This window comes from Stenotrophomonas sp. Pemsol, assembly GCF_003586545.1.
In the GTDB taxonomy this organism is placed as follows: domain Bacteria; phylum Pseudomonadota; class Gammaproteobacteria; order Xanthomonadales; family Xanthomonadaceae; genus Stenotrophomonas; species Stenotrophomonas sepilia.
On record NZ_CP025780.1, the window covers coordinates 816,697 to 834,897 of the forward strand.

General features: G+C 67.2%; 17 protein-coding genes. 3 read left to right on the forward strand and 14 right to left on the reverse strand.

The genetic code is table 11. The features are described from left to right. Nucleotides 1-110: 110 nt before the first annotated feature. Nucleotides 111-1,370 carry an MFS transporter gene (locus PEM_RS03790; protein WP_111174797.1) on the forward strand — a complete coding sequence of 420 codons (1,260 nt, stop codon included), beginning with the start codon at nt 111-113 and terminating at the stop codon, nt 1,368-1,370. 4 nt (nt 1,371-1,374) lie between these two features. On the opposite strand, the gene PEM_RS03795 is transcribed toward PEM_RS03790, so the two are convergent. Continuing rightward, nucleotides 1,375-2,322, reverse strand: coding sequence for a nucleoside hydrolase (locus PEM_RS03795; RefSeq protein WP_111127901.1), 948 nt, complete (start codon nt 2,320-2,322; stop codon nt 1,375-1,377). 152 nt (nt 2,323-2,474) lie between these two features. Here PEM_RS03795 and PEM_RS03800 point away from each other — a divergent pair, with 152 nt between their 5' ends. Further along, a complete protein-coding gene (locus PEM_RS03800; RefSeq protein WP_065186003.1) occupies nt 2,475-2,807 on the forward strand; it encodes a hypothetical protein in 333 nt (110 codons plus the stop codon). Nucleotides 2,808-2,899: 92 nt separating this feature from the next. On the opposite strand, the gene PEM_RS03805 is transcribed toward PEM_RS03800, so the two are convergent. From PEM_RS03805 to PEM_RS03865, 13 genes are all read right to left on the reverse strand, one after another. Next, nucleotides 2,900-3,619: a GntR family transcriptional regulator gene (locus tag PEM_RS03805; RefSeq protein ID WP_111127867.1), complete on the reverse strand. Its 720-nt coding sequence runs from the start codon at nt 3,617-3,619 to the stop codon at nt 2,900-2,902. Nucleotides 3,620-3,724: 105 nt separating this feature from the next. Beyond that, entirely contained in the window at nt 3,725-5,092 is a 1,368-nt protein-coding gene (locus tag PEM_RS03810) for an SLC13 family permease (RefSeq protein ID WP_111127869.1), read from the reverse strand. Between the two features lie 105 nt (nt 5,093-5,197). Further along, a complete protein-coding gene (mdcH, locus tag PEM_RS03815; RefSeq protein WP_111127870.1) occupies nt 5,198-6,118 on the reverse strand; it encodes a malonate decarboxylase subunit epsilon in 921 nt (306 codons plus the stop codon). Beyond that, on the reverse strand, nt 6,115-6,972 hold the full coding sequence (gene mdcB / locus PEM_RS03820) for a triphosphoribosyl-dephospho-CoA synthase MdcB (protein ID WP_111127872.1): 858 nt from the start codon (nt 6,970-6,972) through the stop codon (nt 6,115-6,117). Before mdcB ends, mdcH begins: the two co-directional genes overlap by 4 nt. Continuing rightward, the gene (gene mdcG / locus PEM_RS03825) at nt 6,969-7,610 is read right to left on the reverse strand and encodes a malonate decarboxylase holo-[acyl-carrier-protein] synthase (protein WP_111127873.1); all 642 of its coding nucleotides are present in this window, start codon (nt 7,608-7,610) and stop codon (nt 6,969-6,971) included. Before mdcG ends, mdcB begins: the two co-directional genes overlap by 4 nt. Continuing rightward, nucleotides 7,603-8,307 (reverse strand): biotin-independent malonate decarboxylase subunit gamma, encoded by a 705-nt coding sequence (gene mdcE / locus PEM_RS03830; protein WP_111127902.1) that lies wholly within the window; start codon nt 8,305-8,307, stop codon nt 7,603-7,605. Before mdcE ends, mdcG begins: the two co-directional genes overlap by 8 nt. Before the next feature lie 2 nt (nt 8,308-8,309). Then, nucleotides 8,310-9,218, reverse strand: a complete 909-nt coding sequence (locus PEM_RS03835) for a biotin-independent malonate decarboxylase subunit beta (protein ID WP_111127875.1) — start codon at nt 9,216-9,218, stop codon at nt 8,310-8,312. After that, the gene (mdcC, locus tag PEM_RS03840; RefSeq protein ID WP_065178127.1) at nt 9,215-9,535 is read right to left on the reverse strand and encodes a malonate decarboxylase acyl carrier protein; all 321 of its coding nucleotides are present in this window, start codon (nt 9,533-9,535) and stop codon (nt 9,215-9,217) included. The genes PEM_RS03835 and mdcC overlap by 4 nt, the downstream gene beginning before the upstream one ends. A 10-nt stretch (nt 9,536-9,545) precedes the next feature. Next, the gene (gene mdcA, locus PEM_RS03845) at nt 9,546-11,189 is read right to left on the reverse strand and encodes a malonate decarboxylase subunit alpha (RefSeq protein ID WP_111127876.1); all 1,644 of its coding nucleotides are present in this window, start codon (nt 11,187-11,189) and stop codon (nt 9,546-9,548) included. A gap of 190 nt (nt 11,190-11,379) precedes the next feature. Further along, complete coding sequence (locus PEM_RS03850; RefSeq protein WP_111127878.1) at nt 11,380-13,572, reverse strand: TonB-dependent siderophore receptor; 2,193 nt, start codon at nt 13,570-13,572, stop codon at nt 11,380-11,382. 355 nt (nt 13,573-13,927) lie between these two features. After that, entirely contained in the window at nt 13,928-15,619 is a 1,692-nt protein-coding gene (mqo, locus tag PEM_RS03855; RefSeq protein WP_005415670.1) for a malate dehydrogenase (quinone), read from the reverse strand. A 226-nt stretch (nt 15,620-15,845) separates the two neighbouring features. Further along, entirely contained in the window at nt 15,846-16,292 is a 447-nt protein-coding gene (locus tag PEM_RS03860) for a GNAT family N-acetyltransferase (protein WP_005415671.1), read from the reverse strand. Between the two features lie 183 nt (nt 16,293-16,475). Next, the gene (locus PEM_RS03865; RefSeq protein WP_005415672.1) at nt 16,476-17,381 is read right to left on the reverse strand and encodes a LysR family transcriptional regulator ArgP; all 906 of its coding nucleotides are present in this window, start codon (nt 17,379-17,381) and stop codon (nt 16,476-16,478) included. Nucleotides 17,382-17,519: 138 nt separating this feature from the next. Between PEM_RS03865 and PEM_RS03870 the strand changes: the two genes are divergently transcribed. Continuing rightward, nucleotides 17,520-18,155, forward strand: coding sequence for a LysE family transporter (locus PEM_RS03870; RefSeq protein ID WP_005415673.1), 636 nt, complete (start codon nt 17,520-17,522; stop codon nt 18,153-18,155). The last annotated feature ends 46 nt before the right edge of the window (nt 18,156-18,201 follow it).

Genomic DNA, 18,201 nt, shown 5'->3' on the forward strand with positions numbered 1-18,201 from the left:
CCCAGTACATGCAGGCAGCGGACAGCCGATGACCGGCATTTCACCCCGTCCATGCCACGCTGCGCCGAACCTGTACATCCGGGATCGAGGCTGTTGAAGGCGAACACGCAATGACTGCGGCGCGGCAGCGCTCGATGTGGGTGGCCGGCCTGTCCACGGTGGTGGAGTGGTACGACTTTACCCTGTACCTGTACTTCGCCACGGTGCTGTCGCGGGTGTTCTTTGGCGGTGGCGAGCAGGCGTTGCTGGTCACCTTGGCCGGATTCGCCGTGTCCTACCTGATGCGTCCGCTGGGCGCGCTGTGCTTTGGTCACCTGGGTGACCGGCTCGGCCGGCGATGGATGTTGCTTGCGTCGATGGCGTTGATGGCAGCGGCAATGCTGGCCACCGCGCTGCTGCCGACCGCGGCCACCGCAGGCGCCACGGCCGGCGTGCTGCTGCTGGTGCTGCGCTGCGTGATGGCGTTCTCGGTGGGCGGCGAATATACCGGCGTGGTGGCGTACCTGCTGGAAAGCGCACCGGCGCGCCGACGCGGCCTGGTTACGTCATTGGCTTCGGCGGCCAGCGAAGTGGGCGCACTGCTGGCGGTGGCGATCTCTGCACTTACCGTCGCGCTGCTGCCCACACCGCAGCTGGACAGCTGGGGCTGGCGGATTCCGTTCCTCGTCGGCGCTGCGCTTGCGCTGGTGATCCTGATTGCGCGTTCGGGCATGCACGAGTCGCCGGAGTTCGAGCGCCAGCGCCGCGAAGGCAGCATTCCCGCCACACCGCTGCGGCATGTGCTGCAGCATCATCCGTTGGCGGTGGCGCGCACGTTCGCGATTTCGGCGCTGGGATCGATCACCTACTACGTGGGCATCACCTATGTGCCTGCATTCCTGCACGCGCAGGGCCACGATGAGGGTGACGCACTGTGGCTGTCGACGATCGCGGCGGTGGCAGTGATCGCGATCACGCCCCTGTGTGGCGCATTGTCGGACCGCGTCGGACGACGTCCGGTGTTGTTGGGCCTGACCGTGCTGGCAGCGCTGCTGCCGCTGTCCCTGTTTGCGTGGATGGCACAGGCGACGGCGCTGGGCGTCGTGCTGGCTGCGGTGCTGCTGGCCTGCGTGGCCGGCGGTGTAAGCGCGGTGGCCGCCCCGGCCACGGCTGAGCAGTTCCCAGGCGAAGGCCGGGTCAGCGGTCTCGCACTGGGGGTAACCATGGCCACTGCCTTCTTCGGCGGCGCAACGCCGTGGCTGGCGCAATGGTGGGTGGAGCGCAGCGGCTGGGCGGCGGCGCCGGGCGCGATGATCGCACTGGTGGCGGTGCTGGTGCTGCCGGTGCTGTGGACCCTGCCCGAGACGGTCCCGGGCAGGGCCAGGCGCTAGACGGTCAGACCTTCAGGGTCTGCTCGATGTCGGCCAGTACCGCGGCCGCATCCACACCGATGGCAATCGACTGCACCACGTGGCCGTCCCACACGCTGGGGCCGAATGCCAGGCCTTCCGGCTTGGGAATGGTCATGCCGCGGGCAACGCCGTCGGTGGCCACACGCACGCTGGCGCGCTCGAACTGGAACAGTTCCGGGCGGGTCAGCGCGATGCATGCGCAGCAGTCATGCACGACCATGCCCTTGTGGCCGGCCTGCAGGTAGAAGTCGACGTAATCCTGCGACAGCGCACGGACCAGCTCGGCGTCGGCACCGCCGATGGCGGCCAGCTTATCCAGGCCGTCACGGTCCATTTCCACGCGGGTGGTCACGTCCAGGCCGATCGCGGTGACCGGCCAGCTGGCGGTGAACACCACGTCGGCCGCTTCGGCATCGCCCCAGATGTTGGCCTCGGCGGCCGGGGTGATGTTGCCGTTGACGTGGAAGGCGCCGCCCATGATCACCACGCCGCGTACCAGGCCGGCGATGTCCGGGGCCTGCTGCAGGGCCAAGGCCAGGTTGGTCATGCGGCCGACCGCGACCAGGGTCACTTCGCCCGGATGGGCGTGGACCAGATCGATGATCAGCTGGTGGGCCGGGCGGGCATCGGCGGTCACGTCCAGGCTGGCCGGCACCGGGTGGTTGCCCAGGCCGTTGTGGCCGTGGATGTGCACCGGCCAGGCTTCCGGGGTGGCTTCCGGCTGCAGCGGGCCATCGGCACCGCGCGCGACCGGGGCGGCGAAGCCCCAGGCCTGCTTCAGGTACAGCGCGTTGTGCGTGGTCGACTCCACCGAGGCATTGCCGAAGGTGGTGGTGACACCGATCAGGTCGATCTGGGCGTGCTTGTGCAGGTACAGCAGGGCCAGGGCGTCGTCGACGCCCGGGTCGGTATCGAAAATGACTTTCAGCATGTTGTTGTTCTTCTTCTTCCGTGTGGTGCGAGGGGCGCCGGCGGCCACGGGGCAGGCCGGCGCGCCCCCACATTGTCCCATCTTCATGACAGGCAGGGCCATTGCCGGGGTGGCAGGCCATAATGCCTCCAGTCCAGGCATGGAGTCGCCGAATGCTGATCGTTGCCCTTCTGCTGGTCCTGCTGGTGCTGGGCCTGAACGTGGTGGCCACCGTGGTGATCGTCAGGCGTGATGGGCTGTCGGCGGGTGGCCGGACGGTGCAGCTGCTGCTGGTCTGGCTGCTGCCGCTGGTCGGCGCCATCCTGTGCATGGCGGTGGCTACGGCCGATGGCTCCGGGATCCGGGGCGACAACAGTTTCGGCGGTGGCTACGATCATCCGGGCGGCCAATCCGGCGACAGCTACAGCCATCAAAGTCACAGCAGCTCCGACTGCAGCAGCGACGGTGGCAGCGGTGACGGCGGCAGCTGCGGTGGTGGCGATTGACGAGATGTTCCAGGATGCCGGCCAGCGGCCGGCACTACCAGGGCGTGACCTCGGCTGGGTAGTGCCGGCCGCTGGCCGGCAACCTCATCCGCTCAACCGCCGCCTTCGGTCGGCAAGGGCGCTGGCACGTTCAACAGCCCGCCCGCTGCCACATAGGCGGCCAATGCCTGGCCCTGGCTGAGCAGATGGCGCTCCATGGTGCGTTCGGCAGCCTGCGCATCGCGGCGGCGGAAGCACTCCATCAACTCGCGGTGTTCGGCCAGCGACTGCGCCGTGCGGCCCGGGGTCAGCAGCTGGCGGCCGCGATGCATCTTCAGGATGCGGTGCAGGTCGTGGGTGATGCGGATCAGCCACGGATTGCCCGCGTAATGCTGCACGGTTTCGTGGATCAGGTAGTTGTTGCGGTAGTACTCGGCAATGTTGCCCTCGGCCGCCGCCGCTTCCATCGCCGAATGCAGGGCCTCCAGTTGTTGCACACCGGCATCGTCGATGTGCTTCACCGCCTCGTGCGCGCAACGGCCTTCCAGCATGGCCATTACCGGGAACAGCTGGTTGAGGTCTTCCAGCGTCAACCGGGTGACCCGGCTGCCACGACCGGCATCGATCTGCACCAGGCCTTCGGCTGCCAGCAGCTTCAACGCCTCGCGCAGAGGCGTACGGCTGATGCCCAGTTCTTCGCACAGCGCGGGCTCGTCGATCCACTCGCCCGGCGGCAGCCGGTAGTCGTAGATGCGCTCGCGCACGTGGTCGGCCACCTCTTCATACAGAGGTGCGCGCTTCTTCGGTGACCGCGGGGCAGGGGCAATGGCCATGGAGGAAGTGTACCGCCAGGTAGTGCCGGCCGCTGGGTGGCAACCCATGATCGCTGGATGGCTTCATGGGATTGCCGGCCAGCGGCCGGCACTACCGTTGGGTGGTTACATCCAGCCCGGCACCACGAACACCAGCCAGGCCAGCAACGGCCCCAGCGCCACCACCAGACCGCTGTACACCAGGAAGCGACGGAACAGGCTCTCGCGCTCTTCCTTGGCTGCCGAAGCCACCACCAGTGCGCCATTGGTGGAGAACGGGCTGACATCGACGATGGTGGACGACACCGCCAGCGCGCAGATCACGCCGGCGGCGCTGAGGTGACCCTGCATCAGGAACGGCACCGCCAGCGGAATCGTGGCGCCCAGCACTGCGGCCGACGAGGCGAATGCGGAGACGATGCCGCCGACGTAGCAGACCAGCAGCGCGCCGAGCAGCGGAATGCCGATGTCGGACACGCCATTGCCGATGAAGTCCACCGCGCCGGCATGTTCCAGCACGCCGATGTAGGTCACCACGCCACAGATCAGCAGCACGGTGGACCAGCTGATGCCATCGACCGCGCCCTTCTGGCTTTGTGGCGACAGCAGCGCCAGCGCAACCGCGACGGTGATCGAGACCAGGCCGACGTTGAGGTTGTAGATCAGCGCGGCCACGCCCAGGCCGAGCAGGCCGATCAGGGTGAACAACCGTTCGCGGGTCAGGCCCACCGCATCCAGTGCCGCCGGATCATTGCTGAGCGTGCCGCCGCCTGCTGCGACCAGCGCGCCATGGCCTTCGATCGCGAACTGGCGCGACGACGCCTGCGGGCCACCGGCCATCGCCAGTTCGGCATTGCCGATCGTTCCTGCCGCGGTGATCGAGCCGCGACGCAGCAGGGCGATGCCACCGAAGGCGAAGAAGCAGATCGTCGCCATCATGAAGTTGAAGCCCAGGCTGGTCAGGAACACTGCCATCTCGGTCACTTCCAGCCCAGCCTTCTGCACCACGCCGTTGGTGATGCTGCCGTACACGCTGATGGGCGAGAAGCCGCCGGCCTGCGCACCATGGATGACCAGCAGGCCCATCATCAGCGGGTTGATGTTGTACTGCTTGGCAAAGCGCAGCGCGACCGGGCCGATGATCGCGACCGCCGCCGGGCCCAGCGCACCGAACGCGGTGAGCACCGCGGTGATCACGAACATCACCCACGGAATGGCCACGATATGGCCGCGCACCGCTTTCACTGCCCAGTGCACCAGCAGGTCGATGGTGCCGTTCTTCTGCGCGATGGCGAACAGGTAGGTGATGCCGACCAGGGTCAGGAACAGATCGCCGGGAAAGCCGGCCAAAACCTCCTTGCCGCCCATGTCGACCCACAGCCCGCCGATGATGAAGGCCAGCGCAAAGGCGACCGCGCCCATGTTGATCGGCATCGCGGTGGCGACGATGAACATGATCACCAGACCGATGATCGTTGCGATTTGTGGACTCATGCGCCCTCCCAGACACGTGACTCACGTACAGCGCGGATGGAGACCCGCCATCCCCGGGGTAAGGCGACGTACTGCGTGATGCGTGATACGTACTGCTCGAACCCGTTACTGCAGCCGCTCCAGCGCACTGCGGACCCACGCCGCGGCGCCTTCCAGGCTCTGGAACTCTTCCACCGCGCGCACTTCGCAGCACGGATAGGACGGCGCGACCATGCGCGCCAGTGCGTTGCCCGGGCCCAGCTGCAGGAACACCCGCGCGCCGCGCTCGAAGGCCTGGCGCATCACCTGCGCCCATTCGATGGTCTGCGCCAGCTGCGCCGACAGCGTGTGGACCGCCATTGCGCGATCCCGCACCGGTCGCGCATCGATGCCGGCCAGCAGCGGCAGGCGTGGGGCCTGCAGTGGCGAGGCATGGAGTGCGGCAGCAAACGGTGCTACCGCCGCCGCCAGCAACGGTGTGTGTGCAGGCACGTGCACCGGCAGCGGACGGATGTCCGCACCCTGCGCCTGCGCTGCATCGGCTAGCCGCAGCAACGAGGCGTGCGTGCCGCCCACGATGAAATGGTCCTGCCCGTTGGCGATGGCCATGTGCGCACCGTGCAGATCGCACAGCGGCTGCAGTACATGGCGTTCCAGGCCGAGCACGGCCTGCAGGCCTGCATCGGCGGGGCTGGCGCCGTCCATCAACTGCGCGCGCTGCGCAGCCAGGGCAAGGCAGGTGGTCGCATCGAAGCTGCCGGCGATGGCATGCGCGGCCAACTCGCCGATGCTGTAGCCGGCGATCAGCGTCGGCGTTGGCACGTTGTCGCGCACCCCCTGCCACTGCGCCAGAGTGGCCGCGCACAGCAGCGGTTGCGCCTGCGCATTGTCGAAACGATCGTCGGCCGCAGCGGCGGAAAACACATCGCGGCCGAGTACCGTGCTGGCCACATCAAGGGTATGGCGTGCGGCCGGAAGATCGCGCACGCGGTCGAACATCGCCGCATGCTGCGCACCTTGGCCGGAGCAGAGCAGGGCAAGGCTCACGCGTCCTCCTGATGTAGCAGGAACCAGGCACAGGCCAACAGGTCGGCACTGCCACCGGGACTCAGGCGGCGCGCGACGAAGCGCTCACCGATGCCGTGCAGGCGTGCCTGCCAGCCGGGCACGAACGCACCACCGCCGTCGAGGAAACCATGCGCCTGTCGCTGTGCCCAGCGCAGGCCGTCGGCGCCGCCACGGTGCAGCAGGTTGAGGTCATCCACGCATGCGACCAGCTGCATCAGGGCCTGGCACATCGCGGCCTCGCGTGGCAGGCCGCTGGCCAGTGCGTGGCGCAGGACAGGCAGTGCCACTTCGCGCAGCAGCGGGTAGCCAGCGGCTGCTTGTTCGCGCACCCCCTGCACGCCATGCCGGGCGCGAGCGCGCTGGCCAGGGCTGTTGGCATCCAGAGGTGCGTTGGCGAGCTCGGCAGACCAGCGGCGCACTTCCTGGCAGACCTGCTCACCTGTGGCGGCATGGTCCAGGCGGGAGCGACAGGCCGCGGCGGCCGCCACCAGCAGGCCGAGACTGAAGACCGCGCCACGATGGGTATTGACGCCGGCGGTTGCGCGCAGCATCGCGATTTCAGCGGCAATGCCACATCGGCGCAAGGCGTCGAAGTCCGCCCCGGCTGCACCGATGCAGGCCACGGCGGTGAAGTAGTGGCGCAGTGCGAACAGGCTGCGCAGGAACATGCCGGCGTCCATGTCGTGATGGCTGCCGCTGTCGAATGGCGTGACCAGTCCGGGCTTGGGTGCCAGCGCCAGCTCCGCATGCAGGCTGGCGACGGCGAGGCGCCCCAGACGCGCGCTGTCCACGGCAGCTGCCGGCCTGACTGCCGATTGCAGGACGGCGTTCATGCGCTCACCCCGGCGGAGGCGAACAACGCATCGCGGAGTTCCAGTGCGGCACCATCGAGGCGCTTGACCAGTACCTCGCGGCTGCGTCCGGCGTACTCCCGCCAGTTCACGGCGGCGTCGCGGCCCAGGCACAGCTCGCCATCGACCCGCCGGTCGTGTTCGGCTTCCCATGCCTGTAGCCGTGCAGCCAGGGCATCGGCCTGCGCGGTGGTGTCGATCGGCCACAGCAGATCGACGTCCGAGCGCGCGTGCACATAGCGCAGGCCAGTAAGGTGCTGCCACGCGAAGGCACCGAATACGCGCGCCTCAGCGATGTTCTGCAGCACTTCAAGGGGCCGCCGCCAGTCCTGTGGAACGTCGCCTTTCAGCACCGCCTGAAGTGCCGGCGGCGGGGTGGTGCGCAGCACATCGTGTGCTGGCACGCGCAGGGCCAGGCGCAGTTTGTCCTCGGCGGGCGGCAGCGGCACGCCGAGACGCAGGCGTGGATCGGCATCGTCGGCGGCACGCCGCGCGACGATGGCCGGCCGGCCCTGTGCAAACCAGTCGGCCAAGCGCGACTCATGCGCGGCGATGTCCGCCTGCCAGCCGGCGTGCGCTGACAGCCAGACCAGCGTATGTCGGGGCAGCCGCTCAGGCATCGCCCTGGCTCACGGCTTCAGCCACGCGTGCGGCAAGCATGCGCCCGCCACGTTCGGCTCCGCGCACTGCGCGGTGGTCGCCATGGGCGGGCGTGCGCAGGGCCTGCAGAAGGTGCTGCGCAAGATCGCCCTCCCACAACGATTCCACCGCACCCATCGCCACGTAGTTCTCCACGCCCGGTGCGAACACCGGTGAGGTCTGGCTCAGCGCCTGCAGTTTATCCAGCGGCTGCTTGGTCACCCGGGCCATCGCGCGCAGGTCCATCACCCGCACCTGCGCATCCGGCAGGGCATGGATGTGGTCGGCCATCAGCCCGAACGAGAGGAAGCCACCACTGACGGATTCACCGTAGACCAGCGTGACCAGTCGCGCGCCACGTCGACGCGCGAGATCCAGCGTCTGCGCCAGGTGCGCGAAACAGCCGTTGATGCCGAGCAGTTCGTCGCGGCGTGCCAGGCGCTGGCCGGCGGTGTCGACCAGCATCACGATCGGTTGCTGCGGATGCGCGGCGGTGCTGGCCAGCACCGTTTCGGCCAGTGCCAGTGCGTGGTCCACGCCCACCTCGAGCTTGTTGGCGGTGCCGATCACAGTCACATCGCCGTTGTCGGTGGTGGCGCTGCCGGTCAGCACCGAATCGCTCACCGCAATGGCATGCCCATGCGGAAACAGGGCATCGAGCAGTGTCTGCAACGGCATGCTCATGGCAGGCTCCGGTCGCCGGTGGCGGTGAGGAATTCATCGGTGTCGAGCAGTGGCAGGCGTTCGGGGTGGGCAATGCCCAGCCGCGCCCAGATCTCCAGGCCATCGCGGCAATCGCTCCACGCCTGCACGCGCGTCTTCAATGCCAGATGGCGTTGCTGCAGCGCGGCCAGTGCAGTATCCGGATCGGTACTGCTGGTATCCGGCCGCAGCGCATTGAATGCCGCTTGCGCGAACGCCTCGATGGCATCGGGCACCAGCACCTGTGCCTGGTCGATCAGGTAGCGGTGCTTGCCTCCCGTTACGCGCCAGACCAGTGCGCGGTCGCGGGAATCGAACTCTTCCACGCCGCGTACGGTTTCGATCACCTCTGGCCCGGACAGCGACAGCCGGCCTTCCTCGGACATGATGACCGTGGTGCAGCAGCGGGCAACGATGCCCATGCCACCGAAGGCGCCGTTGCCGCTGCCGATCAGCGCGATCACCGGCACGCCCGCTGCACGCGCGTCCAGGGTGGCGCGCATGATCTCGGAGATCGCAATCAGGCCCGCATTGGCTTCGTGCAGCCGCACGCCGCCGGTATCGAGCAGCAGCAGCACGCCGTCAGGGCGGGTGTACGCCGCACGGCGCAGCAGCCCGATCAGCTTGGCGCCATGCACTTCGCCCACGCCGCCGCCCATGAATTCACCCTGTTGTGCGGCCAGCAGCACGTGTTTGCCCTGCAGCCTGGCCTCGCCGACGACGATGCCATCGTCGAACGCGGCCGGCTGGTCGAGCTGGTCCAGGTGCGGACTCATCATCCGTCGCGCCGGGCCGAGGAACTCGTGGAACGAGCCGGCGTCGACCAGCCCGGCGATGCGCTCGCGCGCATCGGCTTCGTAATAGCTGTGGCGCTGTACGTGGTTCATGGCGCGCCTCCGGCCAGCAGGGTTTCCACGGCCTGGTCCAGGCGCAGGCTGACCACGGCCGGGGTCGCACCGGCGTCGTTGATCGAGACGCGCACATCGCGCAGCGGATGACGCTGTGCGAAGTCGTTGATCACCGCCTGCCAGATGCTGCCGAAGCCCTGCGCGGCGGTGATGACGCGCACCGTCATCGCGCCCTGCTGCGCCGCCGGTTCCAGCAGGATTTCCAGGTTGCCTGACGCCAGCACGCCCACCAGCACCGCATCGCGCGCGAACGGCACGTCGGTGCGGCCTTCGAATCGATAGTCGAGGGTTTCCATGCTCAGCCCCTTACCAGTTGCGGAAGCGCTTGGGCGGGTCGTACAGACCGCCGGACCAGCGCACCAGGTCCTTCACCGAACGCGCCGCCAGCAAGTCACGGCTGGCATCGCGCACGGAGATGCCGAGGTCATCGGGACGGCGGATCACGCCGCGGTCGCGCAGGTTCTCCACCATCGCGCGGTCGCGCCCGATGCCCACGGCGGTATAGCCGGCCACGCCACGGATCGCCTGTTCGCGCTCCTCGGGGGTGCGGCACAGCAGCAGGTTGGCGATGCCTTCCTCGGTCAGCACATGGCTGACGTCGTCGCCGTAGATCATCACCGGCGGCAGCGGCATGTTCGCGCGTTCGGCCAGTTCCCAGGCGTCGAGGCGGTCAACGAATGCCGGGGCCATGTGCTCGCGGAAGGTTTCCACCATCTGCACCACCAGTTTGCGCCCGCGTGGCATCTCGCCCGGGCGTGCGGCCTGCTGGCCGGCCTTGATCCAGGCCTCGCTGGCATGGCGGCGGCCGCGCGCGTCCGAGCCCATGTTCGGTGCGCCGCCAAAGCCGGCGATGCGGTCGCGGATGGCAGTGGAACTGTTGCCCTGCAGGTCGATCTGCAGGGTGGAACCGATGAACATGTCGCAGGCATACAGGCCTGCGGTCTGCGAGAACGCGCGGTTGGAACGCATCGAGCCGTCGGCGCCGGTGAAAAACACGTCGCCCCGCGCGGCAATGTATTTCTCCATGCCCAGTTCCGAACCGAACGAATGCACCGATCTGACGAAGCCCGATTCGATCGCCGGAATCAGTGCAGGGTGTGGGTTCAACGCCCAGTGCTGGCAGATCTTTCCCTTCAGCCCGAGCGATTCTGCGTAGGTGGGGAGCAGCAGTTCGATGGCGGCGGTATCGAAGCCGATGCCGTGATTCAAACGATTCACGCCGTACTCGGCGTAGATGCCCTTGATGGCCATCATTGCCATCAGCACCTGGATCTCGGAGATCTGCGCAGGGTCGCGGGTGAACAGCGGCTCGATATGGTTCGGCTTCGGCGCCTGCACCACGAAGTTGACCCAGTCCGCAGGAACATCGACGCGGGGGAGGCTGTCGACGATCTCGTTGACCTGGGCGATGACGATGCCGCCACCGAAGGCGGTGGCTTCGACGATCACCGGCGTGTCTTCGGTATTTGGCCCGGTATAGAGGTTGCCGTGGCGGTCGGCGGCCTGCGCGGCGACCAGCGCTACGCGCGGCGTAAGGTCGATGAAGTAGCGGCCGAACAGTTCCAGGTAGGTGTGGATGGCACCGATCTGGATGCGCCCTTCGGCCACCAGGTTGGCCAGTCGCACCGATTGCGGGCCGGAGAACGAGAAATCCAGTTTCGAGGCGATGCCACGCTCGAATACGTCCAGGTGCGAGGGCAGTGAGAGGACCGACTGCACCATGTGCAGATCATGCACGCGGGCGGGGTCGAGGTCGGCCAGCGCCTGGGCGAGGAAATCTGCCTGCTTCTGGTTGTTGCCCTCCAGGCAGACCTTGTCGCCTGGCTCCAGCAGTGCATGCAGCAGCTCGCCGACGTCGCCGGCGGCGACCTCGCGTCCCCGGGCCCACGGCGCGGCACGTTCCAGGCGGGCCTGGCGGCTGCGTTCCAACGTATCCCAGCTCGGGTTCATCGACCGGCTTCCGATTGGTGTTGATGTAATTACGACATAATTACGAAGCGCGCCGCAACCTGCAGTGCAGCAAAAGGAAGGGCCCGCGCGGAGGCGGGCCCATTCAGGTAGGCCGCGACGGTGGGTCGTGGCGGAGGGCGTGCCGACCAACGGTCGGCACCCACCAGGCACCCACCGGTTCGCGGGTTGCTCAGAACTTCCAGCGCAGGCTGGCGGACACGAAGCGCGGCTCGCCGTAGTTGTTGTAGTCCAGGTTGGCCCAGTAAGTCTTGTCCAGCGCGTTGCGCACGCTCAGCGTTGCAGTCCAGCTGTCGCTGATGCGGTAGTTGGCATTGAATTGCACCAGCATGTACGCCGGCTGGTTCACGGTCACCGTGCCGCCCAGCGGGTAGGCGATGTTGTAGCCCTGCACCTTGCTCTGCCACTGCAGGCCACCGCCGATGCTCAGGCGTTCCAGCGCACCGCGCAGCTGCAGTTGCGTGTTGAGCTGCAGCAGGTCCTTGGGCGGGTTGGCGTACAGCAGGTCGGTGGCGGCGCGGGTGACCTTGACGTGGGTGTAGCCGGCATTGACCGTCCAGCCCGGCAGGATCTCGCCGTTGATGTCCATCTCCCAGCCACGCGCCTTGGTACCGTTGACGCCGATGTAGGCCGAGCTGCCGTCGCTGAGCGAACCCTCCGGCACACCCATGTCACGCACAGCATAGTTGTCCTGCTTGGCCTCGAACACAGCGGCATTTGCGGTCAGGCGGCCATCGAACCACTGCGTCTTGATGCCCGCTTCCAGGTTCGAGCCCTGCACCGGTGCCAGCAGGTTCTCGTTGCGGTCCTTGTAGTTCTGCGGATTGAAGATCTCGGTGTAGCTGGCATAGGCCGACACGTTCGGGGTGATCTCGTAGACCAGGCCCACGTACGGAGTGACTTCATCGCTCACCTTGTACGCACCGCTGGTGCCGGTATAGGCGCCGGTGGCGTTGTAGGAGCGGGTGAGGGTTTCCCAGCGGCTCAGGCGTGCACCGGCAATCAACGACAGCGGATCGGCCAGGTGCAGGCGGGTGGCCAGATAGACGCCGCTCTGCGTGGTCTTCGCTACGCGGCGTGCGCCGGTGCGGGTGTAGGTCACCTCGGAAATGTCGCCGTTCCAGGAGTACACATTGGGGATGTAGTAGCAGCGCTCACGCCCGCAGGTGGCCCAGTCTCCCGGGAAGTTCAGCGACACGGTATTGGTGGTGCCTTCCAGGTCCGACCACTGGGCGCCGATCGTGAGGTCGTGGTCGCGGCCGAACAGCGGGAAGCTGCCGGTCAGGTAAGCATCGACATTGCGGCGGGTGTCCTTCGAATCACCGGCGGCCGCACGCAGGAAGATGCCCGAGCCGGTCACCGGTTCCGGGTTGCCGGTGCCGTACAGGCGCACGTTCTGCACGTTGCCACGGGTGTAGGCGGTGTTGATCTTCAGCAGCCAGTTGTCGCCGAAACGCTGCTCCAGGTTGGCGAAGGCGGTGTTGCTCTCGCGCTTCCAGTAGCTCCACTTCGGCGACAGGTTGGTCGAGCGCGGCAGATGGGCGAAATTGCCCTGGCTGTCGAAGAACGGCACGGTGCCCCAGGTCGAACCGGTCGGGTTGTTGTCCTGGGTCTGGTAGCCGAGGGTGAGGGTGGTGCTGTCGGTGACATCGCCTTCCAGCACCGCCATGCCGGCCATCTTGTTCTCGTCGTAACGGTCGTAGTACAGCCCGCGATCGGTGTAAGCGGCGACCACGCGGCTGCGGAAACGGCCGTCATCGGTCAGCGGTGCGGTGACGTCGGCTTCCATGCGGCGGTAGTCCCAGCTACCGGCGCTGACCGCGAACGACGCGTCGAATTCCTTGCCGGGGCGCTTGCGCAGCAGGTTGACCGTGGCCGACGGCACGCCGGCGCCGCTGAGCAGGCCGTTGGCACCGCGGATCACTTCGATGCGGTCGTAGAAGGCGGTGTCGTATTCCTGGTTGGTGGAGCCGCTGTAGGTGGGAATGCCGTCGACCTGGAAGTCGGTGATGGCGAAGCCACGCGCGTAGTACAGCGGGCGCTGCGTGTCATAGAAGGACACACTGACGCCGGTCACGTTGCGCATCACATCGTTGATGCTGAACAGTGATTCGTCCTGCAGGCGCTGCAGGCTGATCGCGGTGGCCGACTGCGGGGTTTCCTGCAGGGTGATCGGCAGGCGCGTGGTGCTGGCCGGCGGAGCGGACTGCTCGGCCCGGACGCTGACCCGGTCCAGGGTCTTGGCATCGCCGGCGGCATCGGTGGCGGCGAACGCGGCGGGCGTGGTCAGCAGGGTCAGCGACGAAAGCAGGGCAGCCGGCAGCAGCGCGCGGCGGGGCAGGCGGTTACGGACAGGCAGGGGCATGGTGGGCTCGAGGCTTGGAAACGGGGGAAGGGCGGCAACAGTCGTCCAGCACCCGGGGCGGCGGCTTCGGGCACGGTCAGGTCCATCTGGAGCGGCGCGATTACTGCGCAGGGTGTAAATGTAAATAATTCTTAACAACATTACAATTCGCGTCACTGCGCAGGGGCTTCCCGGCGCAGAGCGGTGGCGGGCTGGGGTCGGATCCCGTTGCTGCAGGCAATGGGCTCTGACCCCATCATCGACGCCCAATCGCAGGTCAGAGCCCTCCCGTGCGGGAGGGATCCGACCCACCTCGCACAAAAACAAACGGCCACCCGAAGGTGGCCGTCCGTCTGCATCGAAGGAACGCGCGGGCTTACAGCGCCTGCAGTTCCTCATTGGCATTGCGCTTTTCCTTCGCCGGTGCCGGAGCCGCAGCGGCCGGAGCCGGCACCGCCGCGTTCGCATCCACCGGCACCTCCAGGTACGGCAGGTGCAGGGTCTGGCTGGTCAGCGTACGGATCTCGTTGACCAGTGCGGCGCTGTCGTTGAGCTTGCGCCCGTACGACGGCACGATCTCGCGCAGGCGGGTTTCCCAACCGGCCTTCATCTGGTCCGGGAAGGCCTTGGCCATCAGGTCCAGCATGATCGGCGGCGAGGTCGACGCGCCCGGCGACGCGCCGAGCAGCGCGGCGATGGTGTGGTCCTTGTCGGTCACGATCTCGGTACCGAACTGCAGCACCGGGCCCTTCAGCGGATCGCGCTTGATGATCTGCACGCGCTGGCCGGCGGTGACCAGCTTCCAGTCACCCGGCTTGGCATTGGGGAAGTACTTGACCAGTTCGGCCTGGCGGTCGGCATCGTTCAGGCGCGCCTGGCCCATCAGGTACTGCACCAGGTCCAGGTTGTCCTTGCCCACTTCCAGCATCGGGCCAACGTTGTTGTGGGTCACCGAGGAATACAGGTCCCACCACGAGCCGTGCTTGAGGAACTTGGTGCTGTACAGCGCGAACGGCCCGAACAGGACCACCGGCTTGCCGTCCAGCTTGCGTGCATCCAGGTGCGGCACCGACATCGGCGGCGAACCGGTTTCGGCCATGCCGTAGGCCTTTACGCCATGGCGCGAGGTCACGTCCTGGCCCTGGAAGGCGAGGAACTGGCCACCGACCGGGAAGCCTGCGTAGTCCTTCGATTCCGGAATGCCCGACATCTGCAGCAGCTTCAGCGCGGCGCCGCCGGCACCGATGAACACGAAGCGGGTGTGAGTGGTGGTTTCGGTGCCGGCCTTGAGATCCTTCACCGTGACGTTCCAGCTCTTGTCGGCGTTCTGCCGCAGGGCGGTCACTTCATGGTTCAGGTGCAGGCTGAAGTTCGGGCTGCGCTGCAGGCCGGCGGTCAGCTGGCGGGTGATCACACCGAAGTTGACGTCGGTACCGAGCGGCATCCAGGTCGCGGCAACCTTCTGCTTCGGGTCACGGCCTTCCATCAGCAGCGGGGCCCACTGCTTGATCTGCGCCGGATCCTCGGAGTACTGCATGCCGTAGAACAGCGGGTTCTTCACCAGGGCCTGCTGGCGCTTGTGCAGGTAGGCGATGTTGTCATCGCCCCAGACGAAGCTCATGTGCGGGGTCGGGTTGATGAAGTCGCTGGGCTGGCTCAGCCGGCCTTCCTTCACCTGGTGCGACCAGAACTGGCGCGAGACCTCGAACGATTCGGCGATGCCGACCGCGCGCTTGGTCTCGATGCTGCCGTCGGGCAGTTCCGGGGTGTAGTTCAGTTCGGCGAACGCCGAGTGGCCGGTGCCGGCGTTGTTCCAGCCATCGGAGCTTTCACCGGCGACGCCGTCGAGGCGTTCGTAGACCTGGATGTTCCAGTCCGGCTGCAGTTCCTGCAGGTAGGTGGCCAGGGTGATGCTCATGATGCCGGCGCCGACCAGCACAACATCGACGGGCTTGTCGTTGCTGGCGGCGGGCACGGAGCGCTGGGTCAGTGGCCAGTACAGGAACAGCGCGGCGGCCAGCAACAGCAGCACGAGCAGGGCGAGCAGGGCCTTGCCAAATTTCTTCATGGGGGCGGGATCGTTGGCGGAGGGGAAGGGGTCAGGATGCGCGTGGGGCAGGGAAAGGGCGTGAAGAAACAACGCCTTGCAGCATCCATCCGCGATTCTAACCGGATCCGGTCGTTTTTTGATGCAACGCAGCATCCGACGTTTCGCGGCGCCGTCACGTGGGGGGCGGGCTCGACCTGATGACCTCAGCCCAGTAGCGCCAGGCCATGCCTGGCGACGCCTTCAATCAGACCAGCTCAAGAATCTCGTCACCGGCCTCGTCGATCTCCCCGGTCGGGCGCCAGCCCAGGCGGCGGTAGAAGCCATGCGAGCGCGAACGCGGGTCGGCCGAGCAGGCCAGGAACAGCCGCTGGTGGCCGGCATCGCGGGTCAGGCTGACCACGTCCTGCAGCAGCTGGCGGCCGATGCCGCGGCCCTCGTAGTCCGGCAGCAGGGCAAGCACCAGCACCTCGCCGCTGTCACGATCGGCGAAGCAGTAACCGGCCATGCGCTCGCCGTCCCAGGCGACGCGGCCGATCGAATCGCCCTGGGCGATGCCGGCTGCCCAGCTGTCCTCGGTGATGCCCAGTTCTGCCAGCTGGGCCGCACTGAAAGCGTTCTCGCGGGTGCGCCCGCGCAGGTCGATGCAGGCGGCGGCATCTTCGGGGCGGGCGTCGCGGACGAATACAGGCATGCAGGGCATCCTTGCAGTGATCGGCCGACCAGTATCCGCATCACGCATGGACCTAGTGTGGAGCTTACGTGGAGATCCGATGGAGCAAAAAAGGGGACGGAGGGGATTAAGTCGTTTAAGACCCAAACGACATCCGGGGCAAAGACGACTTAATCCCCTCCGTCCCCTTTTTCCCGCTGGGCGTCAGCGCTTGCGCCGGATCAGCGCCGAGGACGCGTCCAGTACCGCACGGGTCAGCAAGGCCATGGTCTGCACGTCGCCCTTCCAGTGCTGCCAGTACAGCGGTACGTCTTCCCACGCGCGCTGCCGTACGTAGACCAGTCGCCCGGCGTCCAGGTGGCGCTTGACCAGCGGCAGGGGGTTCATGGTCCAGCCCAGTCCGCCGAGGTTGGCCTGCACGAAGGCCCGGGTGGAGGGGATCCACCAGGTCGGTGCGGTGCTGGGCAGGTCGTCGCCGGCCATGCGCCGGGCGAAGCGCGACTGCATTTCGTCCTTGCGGTTGAACACCAATACCGGCGCCTGTGCCAGCGCCTGCGCGGTCACGCCCTTGGCGAAGTGGCGCTCGCGGAACTCGGGGGTACAGGTCGCCGCGTAGCGGATGCTGCCCAGCGCGTGGATCTGGCAGCCCTGCACCGGCTCATCCAGGGTGGTGACCGCGCCCAGCACCGTGCCCTGGCGCAGCAGCTCCACGGTGTGGTCCTGGTCTTCCACGCGCAGGTCCAGGGTGGTGCCGGTGGTCTGCGCGAACTGGTAGGCGGCCTGCGGAAACCAGGTTTCCAGGCTGTCGTGGTTCACCGCCACCGGGATGCTGGCCTGGGGCAGGTCCTCATCGGCCAGGCCCATCCGGTGCAGCGCATCGTGTTCGAGCAGGGCGGTCTGCTCGGCCAGCTGCACCAGCAGCTGCCCTTCGGCGGTGGCGGTGGCCGGGGTGCCGCGCTTGACCAGCAGGCGGCCGATCCGGTCCTCCAGTGCCTTGACCCGCTGCGAGATGGCCGAGGGCGTGACATTCAACGACTGTGCGGCGCGGTCGAAGCTGCCTTCGCGGATCACCGCGGCCAGGGCGCGCAGCTGGGCATGATCGATGCGCATCGAATTAAGCTCCGCTAATGTTGGTTTAGGAAGTTTAGCTCGTCTTTTCCATGTTGCGGCGCGACAATGGCGTCCGTTCCGGTGCTGTCCGCCTTCGCGAGGCACCGTCCCCCCAAGCAATACAAGGCAGTGAATCCCATGTTCTCGGTCATCTCCGCCAGCACCGGCCTCGGTGCCTGGTTCTCTGGTGCAGCCACCGGCATCGGCCTGTTCGCGGTGGTCGGCGCCCAGAGCGCCTTCATTCTGCGCCAGGGCATCCTGCGCAAGCACATCGTGCCGGTGGTCGCCACCTGCGCGGCCATCGATGCCATCTTCATCTTCGCCAGCGTGGCCGGCCTGCGCACGCTCACCTCGGCGCTGCCGTGGCTGACGACCGCCGTGCTGTGGACCGGTGTCGCGTTCCTGGCCTGGTATGCGATGAAGTCGGCACGCCGTGCGATCGCCGGGGGTGGTGGCATGGGCGAGGCCGACAGCGATGACGGCAGCCGCCGCGCGGTGCTGATGGCCGCGGTCGGCTTCTCGCTGATCAACCCGCACTTCTGGCTGGACATGATGGTGATCGGCTCCATCGCCGAGAACTTCGGCAACGCCCGCATGGCCTTCGCTGCCGGCGTGGTCACCGCCAGCTGCCTGTGGCTGACCGCGCAGGGCCTCGGCGCCCGCCTGCTGGCGCCGCTGTTCACCAAGCCCAGCACCTGGCGCGTGCTCGACGGCACCATCGCCGTGATCCTCAGCATCCTGGCCCTCATGTTGGCGGTGCGCGGGGTCCACTGACCCGGCGCACGTCCCCCGAACCCACGTCCTGACTCTCTCTCCAAGG

Excerpts from the sequence above, each read along its gene's own strand:
- PEM_RS03790 (WP_111174797.1), top strand. The coding sequence starts at position 111 with ATGACTGCGGCGCGGCAGCGCTCGATGTGGGTGGCCGGCCTGTCCACG.
- PEM_RS03795 (WP_111127901.1), bottom strand. The coding sequence starts at position 2,322 with ATGCTGAAAGTCATTTTCGATACCGACCCGGGCGTCGACGACGCCCTG.
- PEM_RS03800 (WP_065186003.1), top strand. The coding sequence starts at position 2,475 with ATGCTGATCGTTGCCCTTCTGCTGGTCCTGCTGGTGCTGGGCCTGAAC.
- PEM_RS03805 (WP_111127867.1), bottom strand. The coding sequence starts at position 3,619 with ATGGCCATTGCCCCTGCCCCGCGGTCACCGAAGAAGCGCGCACCTCTG.
- PEM_RS03810 (WP_111127869.1), bottom strand. The coding sequence starts at position 5,092 with ATGAGTCCACAAATCGCAACGATCATCGGTCTGGTGATCATGTTCATC.
- mdcB (WP_111127872.1), bottom strand. The coding sequence starts at position 6,972 with ATGAACGCCGTCCTGCAATCGGCAGTCAGGCCGGCAGCTGCCGTGGAC.
- mdcG (WP_111127873.1), bottom strand. The coding sequence starts at position 7,610 with ATGCCTGAGCGGCTGCCCCGACATACGCTGGTCTGGCTGTCAGCGCAC.
- mdcE (WP_111127902.1), bottom strand. The coding sequence starts at position 8,307 with ATGCCGTTGCAGACACTGCTCGATGCCCTGTTTCCGCATGGGCATGCC.
- PEM_RS03835 (WP_111127875.1), bottom strand. The coding sequence starts at position 9,218 with ATGAACCACGTACAGCGCCACAGCTATTACGAAGCCGATGCGCGCGAG.
- mdcC (WP_065178127.1), bottom strand. The coding sequence starts at position 9,535 with ATGGAAACCCTCGACTATCGATTCGAAGGCCGCACCGACGTGCCGTTC.
- mdcA (WP_111127876.1), bottom strand. The coding sequence starts at position 11,189 with ATGAACCCGAGCTGGGATACGTTGGAACGCAGCCGCCAGGCCCGCCTG.
- PEM_RS03850 (WP_111127878.1), bottom strand. The coding sequence starts at position 13,572 with ATGCCCCTGCCTGTCCGTAACCGCCTGCCCCGCCGCGCGCTGCTGCCG.
- mqo (WP_005415670.1), bottom strand. The coding sequence starts at position 15,619 with ATGAAGAAATTTGGCAAGGCCCTGCTCGCCCTGCTCGTGCTGCTGTTG.
- PEM_RS03860 (WP_005415671.1), bottom strand. The coding sequence starts at position 16,292 with ATGCCTGTATTCGTCCGCGACGCCCGCCCCGAAGATGCCGCCGCCTGC.
- PEM_RS03865 (WP_005415672.1), bottom strand. The coding sequence starts at position 17,381 with ATGCGCATCGATCATGCCCAGCTGCGCGCCCTGGCCGCGGTGATCCGC.
- PEM_RS03870 (WP_005415673.1), top strand. The coding sequence starts at position 17,520 with ATGTTCTCGGTCATCTCCGCCAGCACCGGCCTCGGTGCCTGGTTCTCT.